Here is a 16,188-nt window from a genome sequence, read left to right as displayed (position 1 = left end):
TTTTTCTTACAAAAATCAACACTATTATTTAACATAGCCATAAAAATAGTAAATCCTCATATGTAAAAGGGAGAGTTCACCAAATATCTTGGTAACTCTCCCTTTAATTTACGTTATGATTTCCCTAAAGCTCATCAAACCCATTAACATCTGATGTTTTCGTATATTGTCTTGATTTTTGCTCGAAGAAGTCTGTTTTGCCAAGGTCGACTTCCTGGTACGCGATAATCCATCTTAATGGATTGGTCCGGTATCCTTCGAATGGTGCTTGGAAACCTAATTGCTCTGCTCTTTTATTGGCCATGAATTTGATATATGCTTCTAGGTCTGGCATGAGCAGGCCATCGATTTTGTTGCCGATGATGTGACTTGCCCATTCGATTTCCAATTCAGCTGCTTTATAAAAGGTAGCAGTTCCGAATTCTCTTAGCTGCTGGGTATCGTATTCAGGATTCTCTGTTAAAATCTCCTTGAAAATCTTTTCAAACAATCCAACATGAAGCTGTTCGTCACGATTGATATAATTGATCATCGTGCTGGTTCCGACCATTTTTTGATTGCGGGCCAGGTTGTAGAAGAAGGCAAATCCCGAATAAAAGAAGAGTCCTTCCAAAATGACGTCATACACGATTGAATGTAATAGATTCTCTACTGTTGGTTCTTCTGCAAATCCTTTATAGCCGTCAGTTATAAAATCATTTCTTTCTCGTAAAATCGGCTCTGTTCGCCAATAGTCAAACACCTCTTCCTGCTTTGCTTTGGGTACTATGCTTGATAAAACATAACTGTATGAGTGGTTATGGACGACCTCCTGCTGCGCCAAAATGATCATCAGCGCATTCAGGCTAGAATCGGTTAAATAATCAGCGACTTTTCCAGCATAGTCCGTTTGGATACTGTCCAGCAAAGCTAAAAGCCCAATGATTTTTAGGAATGCATCCTGTTCATCTTTTGAAAGTCCTGGAAACTGTTTAATATCCTTTGACATGTTGATCTCAAAGGGTGTCCAGAAGTTCCCTAGCATTCTTTTATACTTTGGATAGGCCCATGGAAAACGGACATCATCCCAGTTCAGGATATTTGAACTCCTGCCATTGATAATTCCTGTCGAGGCGTTAGGAGCCTCTACATCTATAATCGAACGTTTTTTTATCATGTCAATCATCCTCCCTCATTAGCTATGGCAGCTTTCACATTCAGCCATTTCACTACTTGAAGTTGAGCGAATATAGTAGGTTGTTTTCAACCCGAATTTCCATGCATCTAGATGAAGGTCGAGGAGGGCCTTTGCTTTAATATCATTCCTCACATACAAATTAAAAGAAATAGCCTGGTCAATATGGCGCTGGCGTTTAGCATTCTGCCTGATGCTCCAATGCTGGTCAATATTGTAGGCAGATTTGTAAAACCAGGTCGTCTTTGGTGATAGATCCGGTGCTGTGACTGGTATTTTATAATCCTTTTTCTCCTCGGAATACTCAAGTCTGAAGATTGGATCAATGCTTGCCGTTGAACCAGCGAGAATCGATGTAGAAGAGTTCGGAGCAACAGCCATTAAATAACCATTCCGAATACCATCTTGTTTTATCTCAGCCATTAGCTCCCGCCACTTTTCAGAGCTATAATCCCTCTTTTCAAAATACCTGCCCGTAGACCAGTCTGACCCCTCGAAGTATGGGTAGCTTCCCTTTTCCCTGGCCAGTTCATGGCTTGCCTTGATAGTGAAGTAAGCAATTTCCTCATACAGGGAATCACAATACAAAACCGCCTCTTCACTTTCCCATTTGATCCCTTTTAAAGCGAGCAAATGGTGCCATCCAAATGTACCAAGCCCAATTCCGCGATAATTCTTATTGGTAATTTGAGCTTGTAAAACAGGAATCTCGTTGATATCGATCACATTGTCGAGCATCCTTACCTGAATTTTAATCAGCCTTTCCAGAACATCCTCCATCACGCTTTTGGCCAGTGAGATTGATGATAAATTGCAAACGACGAAATCACCTGGCTTTTTATAAATAATGATCTTTCCATCCTCGACTTTTTCCTCTTCAAGTATGGTAGGGCTCATATTTTGGGCAATTTCAGTACAAAGATTGCTGCAGTAAACCATCCCTTTATGTTGATTGGCATTCAGGCGGTTAACTGTATCTCGGTAAAACATGTAAGGTGTGCCAGTTTCAAGCTGCGACACCATCATCGCCTTGAAGATTTCAATCGCAGGCACCACCTCACGAGATAATTCTGGCTCGTACACACACTCCCAATATTTTTCTCGAAAAGATCCCTCGCCCTTTTCTTCATCGTAAAAATCCTCTAGCGAATATCCCATCACTCGCCTTACTTCATGCGGATCAAACAAGTACCAGTCTCCACGCTTCTCCACCTGCTCCATGAATAAATCAGGAATACAAACACCCGTGAACAAGTCATGTGTTCTTTGCCGTTCGTCGCCATTGTTTAATTTTGCGTCAAGGAATGGAAAAATATCTTTATGCCAGACATCTAGATAAACGGCGATTGCTCCCTGTCTCTGTCCTAACTGGTCAACAGAGACTGCGGTATTATTCAGCTGCTTCATCCACGGAATCACACCCGAGCTTATCCCCTTAAACCCTTTTATATCGCTCCCGCGGCTTCTGATTTTCCCAAGATAAATCCCGATTCCCCCGCCATTTTTGCTTAGCGTCGATACATCGGTATTCGAGTCATAAATGCTCCTTAAATCATCCTCGACCGTATCGATGAAGCAGCTAGACAATTGTCCATATCTTTTCCCAGCATTTGAAAGCGTTGGAGTCGCCACTGTCATATAAAGGTTGGAAAGTGCCCAGTACACTTCCTCAATCAGCGCGATTCGTTTAGACTTTTCCTCATTCGCTAATAAGGTCATCGCGATAATCATGAATCGCTCTTGTGGCAATTCGAGAAATTCACCCTTATGGGACCTGGCCAGGTACCTTTCCGCCATTGTCAAAAGGCCTATGTATGTAAATAATCGGTCCTTCTCAGGATTAATCATTTTTTCTAAGCAGTCAATTTCATCCCTAGAATAAGATTTCAGTAGCTGAGTATCATAAATACCCATGGCAACAAGCTTGTTTATCAATTCATAAAAAGAACCATAGCCACGGTCTCCACTAGTCTTTCTTGACTGTGCACTAAGTCTATAAAGTCTTTTTAAATAAAAATGAGCCGCGACAAAAGTCCAATCTGGTTCATAACTGCTAATTCTTTCTACCGCAGTTAAAATGAACATGTTCTCAAGTTGATCTTGAGACATATCTTTAACTTCCAAATTTTTGAGGACCTTTACTATAAAGTCAGTAAAATCTATTTCAGGATGTATTCGTACAGCTTCACTTATTAAATGTATTGTGTTTTCTTTTTTCATTGTGGCAATCATTTGTATACCCTCCCAAGCTTATGAGTTCCTCATTTCCATCCGTCGCTGCTTTCTTAATTCCGCCGTTTTTAGCAAGGTACGTTCCTCTTCTGTTTGTGGAATTACGCCCGGAACAGGTACAGGGATCCCATTGGAATCTTTTGCAACCATCGTTAAAATCGACGTGGTCGTTAACGTTTTTTCTGCTTTTTCTAGATTTTCACTTTCCACTTTTACAAAAACCTCCATCGATGTTCGGCCTGTAGAGATGACAAAGGCTTCAAGCATTAATATATCTCCGACCTTCGCTGAGGATAAAAAGTTCACAGAATCAATTGAAGCCGTCACAACCACCTTTCTGCTATGCTTCATCGCAGCAATCGCGGCAATTTCATCCACATACGCTAGGACAGTTCCTCCAAAAATGGTACCCATATGGTTCGTATCAGGCGGTAAAACTAAGTGTGTTTGAATCGTTCTTGAAACGTCCGATGATATTGCTTCCATTTTCCTGCTCCTTTTCAATTGAAACACTGCTCCAGGAGAAAAATGGGAATAAAAAAACCCATCTCGAAGGATGGGTTTTGTAAACGTTGATCTACTAATAGACAAATAGATATGGAGAGTCTGCTAGTTGATCCTCGTTTTACCTTCCCAATTCCCGAAGAAGATAACACGTATAAACATGGCAGGTCTCCTGACTTGTGCTTCATCCTACTTTAAGTCCTTCCCATCTATTTTTTAGACAGTGGTCATCACTTATTTCGTCATCACTTACAGTTGCGGGAACAGTTCTGGACTTTCACCAGATTCCCTATTAAGCCTTATTCAGGCACCAGATTTACCGGTATATTCAATATGTAGTATTCCTCTTTTAAAAATAACACAATATATCGCGTGTTATATTAGTAGATGATATATGAGTATTAAGAGAAATACAACCATTTTATCTTAATAAGATAAAATTTTTTCAGAGTTATACCCTTTATGATTATTCCGCTACCCCTCCATATTGAAATGATATGCTTTCTCTTTCAATACCTTATACAGCTGCTCGATGTGATCATGATTTTTGGTTTCTACTGAAATTTCGAGCTGGGCGTACCCGGGATAAATATGTTTACCTACGTGGTGGAGATTGACATATTGAATGTTTGCATCCATATCCGTTACTAAGCTAAGAACTTTTTCAAGCTCACCTGGCTTATCTTTTAACGTAATCGTAGAGTGAGCAAATCTTCCGGATTCCACCAGTCCACGTTCAATGATCCGCGAGATGAAATTCACATCGACATTACCGCCACTCAGCACAACGGCAATTTTCTTGTCTCTGAGATTAACTTTTTCATAAAGCAGCGCAGCAAGCGGACTGGCACCTGATCCCTCGACTAGCAGCTTATTTCTTTCTAAAACCATCAGCATCGTCCGGGCAATCTCCATTTCATCTACACAAAAGATATCGTCCACATATTCTTTAATGATTTCAAAGGTCTGCTGGCCTGGTTTCTGGACAGCAATGCCATCTGCCATCGTAGGCGCTGCTTCAACCATAACAGGTTTCTTTTCTAACAAGGACTGCTTCATGCTCGGACAGGCAAGTGTTTGAACACCATACACAGAAATAGCAGGATTTTTCTGTTTGACAGCCATAGCGACCCCAGCAATAAGACCGCCTCCACCAACCGGGCAAATAATCGCCTCCACCTCTGGAAGCTGATCGATGATTTCCAGACCCACAGTACCTTGCCCTGCAATGACCGCCTCATCATCAAATGCATGAATAAACGTGGCTCCTCGTCGATCTTTCAGCTCCAAAGCATAGGCAAGAGCTTCTTCAAAAACAGAACCTTCCAATATGACCTCCGCACCATATTGCCTTGTGGCCAGAACTTTGCTAAGGGGTGCTCCTTTTGGCATCACAATGGTACATGGAATACCAAGCATTTGACTGGAATAGGCAACCCCTTGAGCATGATTACCAGCTGAAGCCGCTACCACTCCCTTTTTGAGGTCCTCCTCTGACAAAGAAATCATCTTATTATAAGAACCTCTCACTTTAAAAGAGCCTGTCTTTTGAAGGTTTTCAAGCTTCAAATATATTTCATTGTGAGAGAGTGTACTAAACGTTTTGGAATAATCAAGCGGAGTTTCGTGGACAATGCCCTTCATTTTCTCCCGGGCAATAATGACATCATCAAGGTTCATGCTCTATCCTCCTGTTTACCATTCTTTCTTAATAGAATGTGCAGGAGGAGGTAAACTATGTGGCATTTGCTTGATTAGACACTCAATTAGGCTGGTGAGTAAAAAGAAAATGGTTAAGATATTTTGAAAAAGGTTCGAATGTTGATAGCAAAATGGGAGGTTTGTTTGAAATGAGAAAACAAAAAGGATTTGTGAGTCTGAAGATTAAGGTTCATCTAATTAGGAAAAAAGATACTCGACTGGTCATCACAGTCAGTACTTGCAGGAAAAACAATCCCGTTTAGTTTGTTGATCTCACTGAGCTTTTTTCTTTATTGATGTTGAGAAATTTTTGGTTTTTATTTGAGCAATCCACTCCCTTTTTTCAAAGCCTCTGTGATAGACTATTCCTTATTCAATCTATTCGTATACAAAGAAGTTAAAGGGGGATTGAACATGTATAACAGTGGTCTAGTTCTTGAAGGCGGAGGCATGCGAGGTGTATATACTGCCGGTGTTTTGGATTATTTTTTAGAAAATGAATTATTTTTCCCTTATGTTATTGGCGTGTCTGCAGGTGCATGCCAGGGGTCGTCCTATGTATCAAGGCAGCATGGACGTAATCGACAAGTCACCATTGATTATGTGAGACATCCTGAATACATTTCCTATCGTAACCTGTTCCTAAAAAAGGAATTGTTCGGAATGGATTTTATTTTTGACAAGCTTCCTAATGAACTTGTTCCCTTTGACTTTACCGCCTTTAATAGCTCAACAGACAAGTTCCTCATTGGAACCACGGATTGCATCACGGGAGAACCCGTTTACTTTGAAAAGAATGACTACCCTGAGGATGTTCTCAAGCTGATCAGGGCCTCGAGCACCCTTCCATTTATGGCTCAAGCAATTGAATTCCAAGGGAGGACGCTGATGGACGGAGGGATTGCTGACCCGATTCCAATCAGGAAAGCCATACATGATCAAGTGAAGAAAAATGTCATCGTTCTTACTAAGCCAAAAGGTTACCGAAAGAAGAAATCCTCCTTCTCCTGGCTGCCTAAATATGCTTATAAGGAGTACACAGGGTTAACTACAGCACTTGCAACTCGCTATAGAATATACAATGAGACATTGGACTATATTGAAGAACTAGAAGCCAAAGAAGAGGTTTTGGTCATAAGGCCTTCCAGGAGCTTGAAGGTTGGCCGTGCCGAACGCAATCCCGCCAAACTGACAGAACTGTACAATTTAGGTTATGAGGATGCAAAAAATAATTTTGACAGTATTATGAAATGGGTTAATAAGGATGAATCATTGATAACTAGCTAAATCATAGAGAAGCAGCCTTTAAAATGGCTGCTTTTACATTTTACAGCTGAAATCAAAAAAGAGAGAAGGATACTTAATCCCTCTCTCTTTTTTCCATTTATTCTTCAGTTGATTCTCCTTCAGATCCTTTCGAGCTTCCCTCAGGACCTAAATATTGATAATCATTGGGATTTATTGGTTTATATCCTGTTGGTGTATAAAAACGCAATAAATCTTTTGTGACCACTTCGTCGGACATTTGAAGTTCTGTAGTTACCTTATTCATGATTGATTTATAATCATTTTGATTTGGCAATAACTCACCCGTTGCAGGATTGTAGAATTTTTCACCTATTTGAGTAATGTTAGGTGAAACGTAATCCCCATTCCTGAACAATGCCCAGTTGCGGTGATCTTTTGATAATAAATCTGAACCGAACTCAAGGTAATCTTTTGTATCAATTCCAAGTAAATGAAGAACCGTAGGACGCACATCTACTTGTCCGCCATACTGGTGCTGTACTCCACCTTTTACACCTGGTACGTGAATGAATAATGGAACTTCCTGAAGCTGCGCATTAATCGTTGGTGTAATTTCTGGAACACCAAGAACTTCAGCCATCGCTTTATTGTGGTTTTCGGAAATACCATAATGATCTCCATAAAGGACAACAATGGTATTGTCATATAAACCATCAGCTTTTAAATCATCAAAAAACTGTTTTATCGCTTCATCCATATAATTAGCAGACTGGAAATATTGATTTACCACTGGATCGCCAAAGTCACCAGCAGGGAATTCGGTATCCTGCGGATCCATTTCGAATGGGAAATGGTTGGACAAGCTAATAAATTTCGTATAGAAAGGCTGCTTTAAGCCTTCAAGCATCGGCATCGATTCCTTGAAGAACGGTTTATCCTTCAGGCCGTAATTCTTTGTGTCTTCTTCAGTCATATTGTAATATTCGGCATCAAAAAACTGATCGTAGCCTAACGCTTTGTACATCACGTTTCGATTCCAGAACGTCTTATAGTTTCCATGGAATACGGCAGAAGTATAGCCGTGCTGTCCCAAAACAGCAGGAGTTGCCTGATATGTGTTTTGTGCTTTGTTAACAAAAACTGCGCCTTGGCCCAATGGATAGATTGAGTTTTCCATCAGGAACTCAGCATCAGATGTTTTACCTTGTCCAGTTTGATGATAAAAATTATCAAAGTAGAAGGTGTTGCCATCGTGTGCTAATGAGTTCAAAAATGGTGTTACCTCTTGCCCATCCGGCATTTTATAATCAATCATGAAGTTCTGGAATGATTCGAGTGATACATAGATCACGTTCATTCCCTTTGCTTTTCCAAAATACTCTGGGTTTGGTTTTGCATAATTAGCCGTTCTATAGTTCTCGATATTTGTAATATCGCTATCACTTGCCAATGCCCTCTGGCTGGAAGCCTTGGCATTTTGAATGACATCATAGACAGTAAAATTGTATGCTCCCAAATATTTAACCAAGTAATTACGGTCAAAAGAACGGGACAGTAATTCCGGGCGGTCCTTTTCTGCTAATGCAAGGTTAAACAGGAAAACTGCAACCGCTAATGCAAGGACAACTCGATAGGATTTGCGGCTTTTCAATACCGCTTTTTTAAATACCGTTAATGCCAGAACAATAAGGATGATCGAATCCGTAAAATAAAAAACATCCATTATGGACATTAAGGAATTCGCGCTATCGCCCAGCTGACCAGCATTTGATTTTGCCTGCATAAGGACCGGGACGGTTATGAAGTCATTGAAAAATCGATAATAAACGATATTGGCATATAAAAGAAATGACATTAGAGAGCTGATTGCAATCATCCACTTTTTAGCATTCTTTACAGAAAGCAAACCCAATCCTATAAAGAATAATGCAGAACTAAGCGGATTAATCGCTAACAGAAACTTTTGCAAATTATTATCGATGCCTAATTTGAATTCCATTTGATAGGCTGCATATGTTTTGATCCAAAATAATATAACCGCAACGGCAAAAAAAGCTATATTACTATTTTCATATTTTTTTAGTAGTTTCATTTTTTCCATACTAATCTCCTCTCACCCAATAATAAGCTTAGGAAAACGCGATAAAATATATTATAACATATTTTCAGCTTTACTTTAACCCCAAGCAAATTATACATCCTAATTATGAACAAATTATGAACAAAAACTGACTGATTGGCAGATAAATTTCAACATTTATTTTTAATCTATCTTAAACCACAAGTTACATCATACAACGAAACATGTAACAACTCAAATTTTTACTAATGAATCTTTTGTTAATCATCCTATTTAAGAACCATATGAATAACCATTGTTTTCCCGCTTTATTTTGGAATTTTATTTTACCCAAAAAGAAACGCACTGCATTAAGTGCGTGATCGATTGGGGGTAATACTCAAAATCGTTGTTCCATGAATTCCCTGACAACTTTGAGCGGCCTTGTATTGCTGACATTCTGCCATGCAATCCATTCTAAGCTCAGGATACAGAGAATCAGCCATATTGCTCCAGCTAAATGCCCTGCTATGACATCACTTGGATAATGGGCGTCTAGATAAATGCGCGAAGTTCCAATTAAGATAATTAATATGCCCGATATTACAGCTACAGTCCATTTTAATGGTTTGGAAATCTCTGAACGCACGATAAAATAGGCAATGAAGCCATAAAAGATAAGCGAGCCCATTGAATGGCCGCTTGGGAAACTATAACCGACCGCATCGATGTCAGGATTAATCGAAGGCCGGCTTCTCGCATAATATACTTTTAAAACCTTAGTCAGCAGACCTCCGCCACCGATGCCAATCACAAAAAAGAGCATGCCCCACTTATCTCTTTTTTTAATCCAGAGGGTAACAAGAGTAACAATTGTCATCAAAGATAAGAACCATAACGACCCAAGCTCGGTCACAAAGGTCAACACTTGATCAAGGGTATCGGTTGATATGTTTCTAAAAAAGGTAATGATTGCGTCATCAAACGCTTTTACTTCTTGTTCCAGCATTTCTTCTGCAACCTCTGAAAACAAGTATATAAATAAAATGGAAATGACAATTCCAGCTCCCATGAGCAAAAATGGAAAGCCTACTTTTTTCACTTTTTCCTCGGTATTATTCAAGATGTATCACTCATTCCTTAAAAAAATTCACTTTCAAGCAATGTTCCCCTTAAGTGCAGAACGAACTCCCATTAGCCTATACCCCGGTGCGAATTCAATAAACTTTGAAAAGCTGCATCCTTTCCGTTACCGCACGAAGATTATTGCGCATTGCAAGCACCCCCCCGTAACAGAAAAAGGGTCACCAAATTTTGATTCGGATGACCCTCGACTCGACTCCTGATTTTACACCTCAACTGACTGACCTCACCCTTCCCTGTTCTGGTTTGCTTTTTTTAAAAACAAGAAAAAGGGTCGATAGAATAACTGTTATGGTCGTGCTTGCATAAAGGACTTCTCCCCAGATTGTTTGGGAATCTGACCCTAAGAACAGTCCATGAATGGATGAAAGGAACCAAAGTGGAAATACGAGGTAATGCGTTTTTTTCCATAAAGAACGGCCTATTTGTTTCATAAAGTCAGATGTGACAACAACAATGATCAATAAGTAAGTCGCGATCGTTCCCAATCCATTTAAAAGAGGTTCATTTGGAGCCGAAAATGGAATTAGAATGGATCTTATTGAGAATGGCTCATAGTGATCGAATATCAGTAAATAAGCATGAATGCCAATGAATAATAGTCCTACCTGACCAATGATCTGGTGAAAAATCAGCACAAAGCTTTTTTTCCTTGGAACATGGCTGTATATTCCCACTAATAATGTTAATGTCAGTAAAAAATAACCTGTCAGACCCGCTACTCGAATCGCAATCCAAATCCAATTCATATAGATACCTTCAAGCTTTCATATAACCTGTCATCTCCACCGAGGACGAGTTGATCATCATCGAAATATACGATATAAGCAATATTCCGGAAATTTTTATAAAGCAATGCTTTGGCTTGATCAAATGGCAGAATGCACAGGATCTTCGCAGCTGTTTCAGCTTCCATAGTCGTTTTAGCTATAACACTCGCCTGCAGCACTCCATTAGACGCAGGTTTTCCAGTTCGGCCATTTAGAATGTGATGAAATTCAGCTTCATCCTTCATCCATCTGCGATGATTTTTACCGGACGTCGCCAGCGCGCAATCTGTTATCGTAAGCCTCATCATGTCTTTTCCTATAAGAATTGGATGTTCGATTCCTACTTGGTGCGTACCAGCCACTGCCAGGTCGCCGCCTGCATTCACCAAGAATCGGTGGCCCTTTCTTAACAAAAGTTGCTTTTTAGTTTGATCAACAATATATCCCTTCCCAAATCCGCCAAAGTCAAAAGAAAAATCTTGCTTTTTAATAAGCCACCTTTTTGAAAGTCTATCAATCGGTTCTTTTAGGAAAATTTTTTCCCCATGATTCCCTTCCTTAAAAACAGGCTGATAGTTATCATGAAAAGAACTTGTATAACCTATTGACTTCATAGCTTCTCCCACAAAGGGATGAACATAATAGCCAGCCTTCCTGGAGAGCTTTAGGGATCTTTCAAGAAGGTCCGCCAATGTCTCGTCCAAATATACGGGTACATCCAGTGGACTTTTGTTTATGAAAGATAGTGGATTATTTTCAATGAACCTGCTTACTTTCTGCTCGAATTCATACAACCAGCGCTTTACTTCCATTTGAAAAATAGGCTCTATACCCTCCAGAAGGACCGTACTATTCATAGCCTTAAATTCTGTCTTCATTCTTTAGAAGTCCCTGAACTTCCGTGTGTTCATAACCCCTTCTTGGAGCAGGCTGATACCGATCCTGTCCCCATGAAGAATCTTCATCGCTTTCTTCATCCTCAGAAAAGAAATCATCGTCATCCCAATCATCTTCGCTAAAAGAAGAAGGCTGATCCCGAAAAGTATTAATTTCGGATGTGCTGCTCATAAGGTTTTTGTTTTGATGATCAACTACTAATCCGCCGAATGTTAAGGCTGTTGCCGTACTGACAGAAATCACCGACCATTTTACTTTTTTGTTCATTCCAGTAACTCTCCTTTACGAAATGGATTCTTTATGCGCTTTACTATAATCGTGTATGGTGAAAATATAGTGAAAAGGAAAATGTTATAACATTTTTTTATCGCAGATGACCATGAGACCGTATTGATGACCTGTTTATCCTATATTTGTTTTTCTAGGTATCCCATGGGTTCTATTGGTGATCTATATTTCCATTTTTTGTACATTCAGGATGCTAAGAGGCTTTATTGGCTTCTTCTTTTTACATATTTTCCTATTTTCGAAAACCAAGAACCCTTATTGGCACTCTGTTTTTCCAGGTTTTTCAATTATTGATAACCAACAAGGCTTATTGGTGACTCCTTTTTCCAATTACTGTTTTTTTAGGTAACCAAGAAGTCTTTTTTTTCCATTTTTTCTATTATCGATAACTTAGAGTACTAATAGGGGTCCTGATTAACCAAATTTTCCACTTTTAGGTATCCAAGTCCATGAAGTTTTTATCAATCCTCCTACAGAACCAAGTGCCTGGGAGCGAACTCTACAGAGAGTTTAACGCTGCCAATAAAATAAAAAAGCATAAACCGATGGACGGTTTATGCTTTATCATAGTTTTTTATAAAGAATGGAATTTTCACGATGAACGTGCTGCCCTTACCAAATTCACTTTGAACGTCAATTGTTCCATTGTGAATATCAACAATCCATTTAGCGATTGAAAGTCCTAATCCGTAGCTGCCTAGCTGGCGTGATCTGGCTTCATCTGCACGGTAGAATCGTTCAAAAATCAAATGATGCTCTTCATGCCGAATCCCAATCCCTGTATCAAGGACTTCGATCGTTAACTCTTTTGGATTCCTAAAAAGAGTTAATCCGACCTCTCCTCCGTTTGGGGTGTATATTAACGCATTATCCAATAAAATATATAATAATTGCGTCAGTCTTTGCTGATCTCCTTGTCCGATCATGCTCTCAGGTGCCTCAAAGTGCAGTACAATTTTTTTCTCATCCGCTAATGGCATAACGGAATCGATCACCTTTTTTGCTGAAGCTGTAAAATCAAACACATAATTATGACGTTCTATTTTTCCGGAGTCAGAACGGGCCAAAACTAATAAATCGCTGACCATACTTGTCATTCTCTTCACTTCATCTTTCATGTTAAACAACAGCTTATGGACCATATCATCCTTTTCTGCATCTATTGTCATTTCAACAGCATCAATGGACGATAGCATGACGCTTAAAGGTGTCCTAAATTCATTCTTGTTTAGCTATGCGGAAACCAAATTAATGTTAGAATACATTTTATACCTCAAAAAGATGGATATATATATAAAAATGCATTCACCCACCCAGATGCAATATAATACATTAAAAAAGAACCTGAATTCGTCTGGTAACAATAACAGGTCTATAAAGGAGTGACATTATGCTCGAATTTTTTATGGAGTTGAATCCTGTAGTCCAGGCACTGATTGGAACCTTGTTCACATGGGGAATGACAGCGCTCGGTGCAGCCCTGGTATTCACAACGAAGAACCCGAACCAGAAATTCCTTGATAGTATGATGGGGCTCGCAGCTGGTGTAATGATTGCCGCAAGCTTTTGGTCGCTGCTGGCACCTGCCATTGAGATGGGCGGAGGCGGCAGTCTGCCAAACTGGTTTCCTGCCGCTACAGGTTTTCTTCTTGGTGGATTATTTTTAATGGTTGTAGATAAATTGATGCCCCATTTGCATCCGAATTTATCATTGGAAAAAGCAGAAGGAATCCATCCTGAAAAGAAAAGAAGAAGTACGTTAATGGTGTTGGCGATCACCCTTCATAATATACCAGAGGGTTTGGCGGTCGGTGTTGCATTCGGTGCGGTAGCAGCAGGCTTCCCATCCGCTACATTAATGGGTGCCATTGCCCTCGCAATCGGCATCGGAATTCAAAACTTCCCTGAAGGTGTAGCTGTATCCTTTCCTTTACGCTCAACTGGAATGTCCAGGAAGAAAAGCTTTTTATACGGCCAGTTCTCCGGTATGGTTGAACCGATAGCCGCGGTCATCGGGGCGGCGTCAGTTATTTTTATTGAGCCTCTTCTTCCCTATGCACTCAGCTTCGCTGCAGGGGCAATGATTTTCGTTGTTGCGGAAGAAGTTATTCCTGGCTCACAGGAAAATGGAAATAGCGATTTGGCTTCATTAAGTCTTATGTTCGGATTTGCCATTATGATGATTCTTGATGTCGCCTTGGGCTAAAAAAAGTAAGATAGGGCAGGATTATACATCGAATGATGAAATGTTAGAAATGCTCAAAGCTTTTTATGCTTTTGAGCATTTCTTTTTTTGCTGCCGAACCGGCAATATTGATTTTTTCATCATTATAACCAAAGAAGCTAACTTAAAAGGTTACCAAAACCTTACATTATTTCGGTTATCGAATAAAATTATAGACCATCGCCATTAACCTGTTGTATAGTTTGATTATTGAATCAATTCGAAAAATATGGAGGGATTTATATGCAATATCGCCGGTTAGGGAACTCGGGTTTAAAAGTAAGTGAAATTAGTCTTGGAAGCTGGCTTACTTATGGAGGATATGTCGAAGAGCAAAATGCGGTTTCATCCATTGATTTAGCCTACGAGTCAGGAATTAACTTTTTCGATACTGCAAATGTATACATACGTGGAGAAGCAGAGAAAGTCGTTGGAAAGGCATTACACAAATACCCTAGAAGCTCCTATGTTCTGGCTACGAAGGTTTTTGGAAAGATGGGTGATGGACCCAACGATCAAGGATTATCCCGCAAACATATAATGGAGCAATGTGATGCAAGTCTGAAGAGACTTGGGATGGAGTATATTGATATTTATTATTGCCACCGGTTTCATAACGACACACCATTGGAAGAAACGCTCCGAGCCTTGGATGATCTTGTGAGACAAGGGAAGGTCCTCTACTTGGGCGTCAGCGAATGGACGGCTGAACAAATCTCAGAGGCTGTACACCTTGCAGATAAAAAACTGATGGACCGGATTGTTGTGAACCAACCGAATTACAGCATGCTTCACCGAAAAATCGAACAAGAAATCATCCCTGTCAGCGAAAAGTACGGAATCGGCCAGGTTGTCTTTTCCCCTCTTGCTCAGGGTGTGCTGACAGGAAAATATCAAAAAGGCCAGCTTGCACCTGAAGGAAGCCGTGCTGCCCAACAGAATATGAATATGTCACATATCCTTACAGAACAAAATCTTGATAAGGTGGAACAATTGAAGGGTATTGCAAATGAAGAGGACCTTACATTATCCCAACTTGCACTCGCCTGGATTCTAAGGCAGCCAAACGTATCAAGTGCCCTCGTTGGCGCAAGCCGACCTGAACAGCTTGCTGAAAATGTTAAAGCTTCAGGTGTAAAATTGGCCGATGAAACACTTGAAAAAATTGATGGAATTTTGAAAGCTTAAGAACAGGAAAGAAGGTTATAAAATTTTCAATAACAGCGGCATCTCCTTTTGATTGCCGCTGTTTTTTACCGGTTAATACCATTTAAAAAATCACTTAACTAATTTGTACATCAAAATATCATCCACATATTCATGATCATTCATCTTAAATTCCTTCACTTTACGTCCTTCTTCTATGAACCCCATTTTTTTGTACAAAGATATTGCTCTTTGATTTGTTGAGAAAACTCCTAAACTTACCTTTTCAATGAAAGGATTCTTCTCTGCCCAGTCTAATAATGCCCCTAGCAGCATGCTTCCAATACCCTTATCTCTGTGTCTATTACTTATCATCATTCCGAAAGTACCAGTATGCGATAATCGCCTTCTATTCTGGGTAACTTCAAAAACAATCCATCCGACAACTTCGCCATCTTTTTCAGCAACCATTAATGTTTCTCTTTCATTCTCCAAAATACTCTGTACCCATTCTCTATACTGAGATGGCGTTTTACTAAACTCATCGGACAGTGAAATAAGGTACTCGCCTTCTGAAACAACAGATTTCTGTATGTTAAATATGGCTTCTGCATCATCTATTTCTCCTGTGCGAACAATGTAGCTTGCTACATTTTTTGAAATTGACAATCATATCCCTCCTATAAAATTAAATTCTACGTTTTTGATTATTCGGCAACCACAAGGAATATTCCTTCCTAAATTCCAGCTGGAAACCGGCACGCATCTTAATAAAGACCTCCAAGAAGAACGGAGTCACTTC

The 16,188-nt window shown here is 39.8% G+C and carries 14 protein-coding genes, 1 pseudogene and 1 riboswitch; of the genes and pseudogenes, 3 read left to right on the top strand and 12 right to left on the bottom strand.

Going from position 1 to position 16,188, the window contains the following annotated elements; genetic code table 11:
- Positions 1-124: 124 nt before the first annotated feature.
- The 4 genes from V7654_RS13670 to ilvA form a co-directional block, all read right to left on the bottom strand.
- Positions 125-1,156, bottom strand: a complete 1,032-nt coding sequence (locus V7654_RS13670; RefSeq protein WP_438825303.1) for a ribonucleotide-diphosphate reductase subunit beta — start codon at positions 1,154-1,156, stop codon at positions 125-127.
- A gap of 18 nt (positions 1,157-1,174) precedes the next feature.
- Positions 1,175-3,406 (bottom strand): ribonucleoside-diphosphate reductase subunit alpha, encoded by a 2,232-nt coding sequence (locus V7654_RS13665; RefSeq protein ID WP_438825302.1) that lies wholly within the window; start codon positions 3,404-3,406, stop codon positions 1,175-1,177.
- Positions 3,407-3,424: 18 nt separating this feature from the next.
- Positions 3,425-3,892 carry an acyl-CoA thioesterase gene (locus tag V7654_RS13660; RefSeq protein WP_335430956.1) on the bottom strand — a complete coding sequence of 156 codons (468 nt, stop codon included), beginning with the start codon at positions 3,890-3,892 and terminating at the stop codon, positions 3,425-3,427.
- A gap of 163 nt (positions 3,893-4,055) precedes the next feature.
- A riboswitch (cobalamin riboswitch) is annotated at positions 4,056-4,240 on the bottom strand.
- 144 nt (positions 4,241-4,384) lie between these two features.
- Entirely contained in the window at positions 4,385-5,590 is a 1,206-nt protein-coding gene (gene ilvA / locus V7654_RS13655) for a threonine ammonia-lyase (RefSeq protein ID WP_335430955.1), read from the bottom strand.
- 435 nt (positions 5,591-6,025) lie between these two features.
- On the opposite strand from ilvA, the gene V7654_RS13650 reads away from it, so the two are divergent.
- Positions 6,026-6,898, top strand: coding sequence for a patatin-like phospholipase family protein (locus V7654_RS13650; RefSeq protein WP_335430953.1), 873 nt, complete (start codon positions 6,026-6,028; stop codon positions 6,896-6,898).
- A 97-nt stretch (positions 6,899-6,995) separates the two neighbouring features.
- On the opposite strand, the gene V7654_RS13645 is transcribed toward V7654_RS13650, so the two are convergent.
- The 7 genes and pseudogenes from V7654_RS13645 to V7654_RS13615 all read right to left on the bottom strand — a co-directional run.
- On the bottom strand, positions 6,996-8,960 hold the full coding sequence (locus V7654_RS13645; RefSeq protein WP_335430952.1) for an LTA synthase family protein: 1,965 nt from the start codon (positions 8,958-8,960) through the stop codon (positions 6,996-6,998).
- A gap of 358 nt (positions 8,961-9,318) precedes the next feature.
- Positions 9,319-10,041, bottom strand: a complete 723-nt coding sequence (locus V7654_RS13640) for a phosphatase PAP2 family protein (protein WP_335430951.1) — start codon at positions 10,039-10,041, stop codon at positions 9,319-9,321.
- 232 nt (positions 10,042-10,273) lie between these two features.
- Positions 10,274-10,810, bottom strand: coding sequence for a ferric reductase-like transmembrane domain-containing protein (locus tag V7654_RS13635; RefSeq protein ID WP_335430950.1), 537 nt, complete (start codon positions 10,808-10,810; stop codon positions 10,274-10,276).
- Positions 10,807-11,709, bottom strand: coding sequence for an FAD:protein FMN transferase (locus V7654_RS13630; RefSeq protein WP_335430949.1), 903 nt, complete (start codon positions 11,707-11,709; stop codon positions 10,807-10,809). The genes V7654_RS13635 and V7654_RS13630 overlap by 4 nt, the downstream gene beginning before the upstream one ends.
- Entirely contained in the window at positions 11,693-11,995 is a 303-nt protein-coding gene (locus V7654_RS13625; RefSeq protein WP_335430947.1) for a hypothetical protein, read from the bottom strand. Before V7654_RS13625 ends, V7654_RS13630 begins: the two co-directional genes overlap by 17 nt.
- Positions 11,996-12,570: 575 nt before the next feature.
- Positions 12,571-13,041: a sensor histidine kinase gene (locus V7654_RS13620; RefSeq protein ID WP_438825305.1), complete on the bottom strand. Its 471-nt coding sequence runs from the start codon at positions 13,039-13,041 to the stop codon at positions 12,571-12,573.
- Positions 13,042-13,074: 33 nt separating this feature from the next.
- A pseudogene (locus V7654_RS13615) lies at positions 13,075-13,224 on the bottom strand (sensor histidine kinase); the annotation flags it as partial.
- Between the two features lie 182 nt (positions 13,225-13,406).
- On the opposite strand from V7654_RS13615, the gene V7654_RS13610 reads away from it, so the two are divergent.
- Both V7654_RS13610 and V7654_RS13605 read left to right on the top strand, forming a co-directional pair.
- The gene (locus V7654_RS13610) at positions 13,407-14,222 is read left to right on the top strand and encodes a ZIP family metal transporter (protein WP_335430946.1); all 816 of its coding nucleotides are present in this window, start codon (positions 13,407-13,409) and stop codon (positions 14,220-14,222) included.
- Positions 14,223-14,483: 261 nt separating this feature from the next.
- Positions 14,484-15,428, top strand: a complete 945-nt coding sequence (locus V7654_RS13605; protein WP_335430945.1) for an aldo/keto reductase family protein — start codon at positions 14,484-14,486, stop codon at positions 15,426-15,428.
- Between the two features lie 90 nt (positions 15,429-15,518).
- On the opposite strand, the gene V7654_RS13600 is transcribed toward V7654_RS13605, so the two are convergent.
- The gene (locus tag V7654_RS13600; protein ID WP_335430944.1) at positions 15,519-16,055 is read right to left on the bottom strand and encodes a GNAT family N-acetyltransferase; all 537 of its coding nucleotides are present in this window, start codon (positions 16,053-16,055) and stop codon (positions 15,519-15,521) included.
- Positions 16,056-16,188 lie beyond the last annotated feature (133 nt).

Source organism: Bacillus sp. JJ1609, assembly GCF_036967045.1.
Classification (GTDB): domain Bacteria; phylum Bacillota; class Bacilli; order Bacillales; family Cytobacillaceae; genus Mesobacillus.
This window is presented reverse-complemented; position numbering and strand designations above follow the sequence as displayed.

What these genes read in the sequence shown, in the direction of transcription:
- V7654_RS13610 (WP_335430946.1), top strand. Translation starts at nt 13,407, where the DNA reads ATGCTCGAATTTTTTATGGAGTTGAATCCTGTAGTCCAGGCACTGATT.
- V7654_RS13660 (WP_335430956.1), bottom strand. Translation starts at nt 3,892, where the DNA reads ATGGAAGCAATATCATCGGACGTTTCAAGAACGATTCAAACACACTTA.
- V7654_RS13670 (WP_438825303.1), bottom strand. Translation starts at nt 1,156, where the DNA reads ATGATAAAAAAACGTTCGATTATAGATGTAGAGGCTCCTAACGCCTCG.
- V7654_RS13625 (WP_335430947.1), bottom strand. Translation starts at nt 11,995, where the DNA reads ATGAACAAAAAAGTAAAATGGTCGGTGATTTCTGTCAGTACGGCAACA.
- V7654_RS13635 (WP_335430950.1), bottom strand. Translation starts at nt 10,810, where the DNA reads ATGAATTGGATTTGGATTGCGATTCGAGTAGCGGGTCTGACAGGTTAT.
- V7654_RS13645 (WP_335430952.1), bottom strand. Translation starts at nt 8,960, where the DNA reads ATGGAAAAAATGAAACTACTAAAAAAATATGAAAATAGTAATATAGCT.
- V7654_RS13665 (WP_438825302.1), bottom strand. Translation starts at nt 3,406, where the DNA reads ATGATTGCCACAATGAAAAAAGAAAACACAATACATTTAATAAGTGAA.
- ilvA (WP_335430955.1), bottom strand. Translation starts at nt 5,590, where the DNA reads ATGAACCTTGATGATGTCATTATTGCCCGGGAGAAAATGAAGGGCATT.
- V7654_RS13650 (WP_335430953.1), top strand. Translation starts at nt 6,026, where the DNA reads ATGTATAACAGTGGTCTAGTTCTTGAAGGCGGAGGCATGCGAGGTGTA.
- V7654_RS13630 (WP_335430949.1), bottom strand. Translation starts at nt 11,709, where the DNA reads ATGAAGACAGAATTTAAGGCTATGAATAGTACGGTCCTTCTGGAGGGT.
- V7654_RS13605 (WP_335430945.1), top strand. Translation starts at nt 14,484, where the DNA reads ATGCAATATCGCCGGTTAGGGAACTCGGGTTTAAAAGTAAGTGAAATT.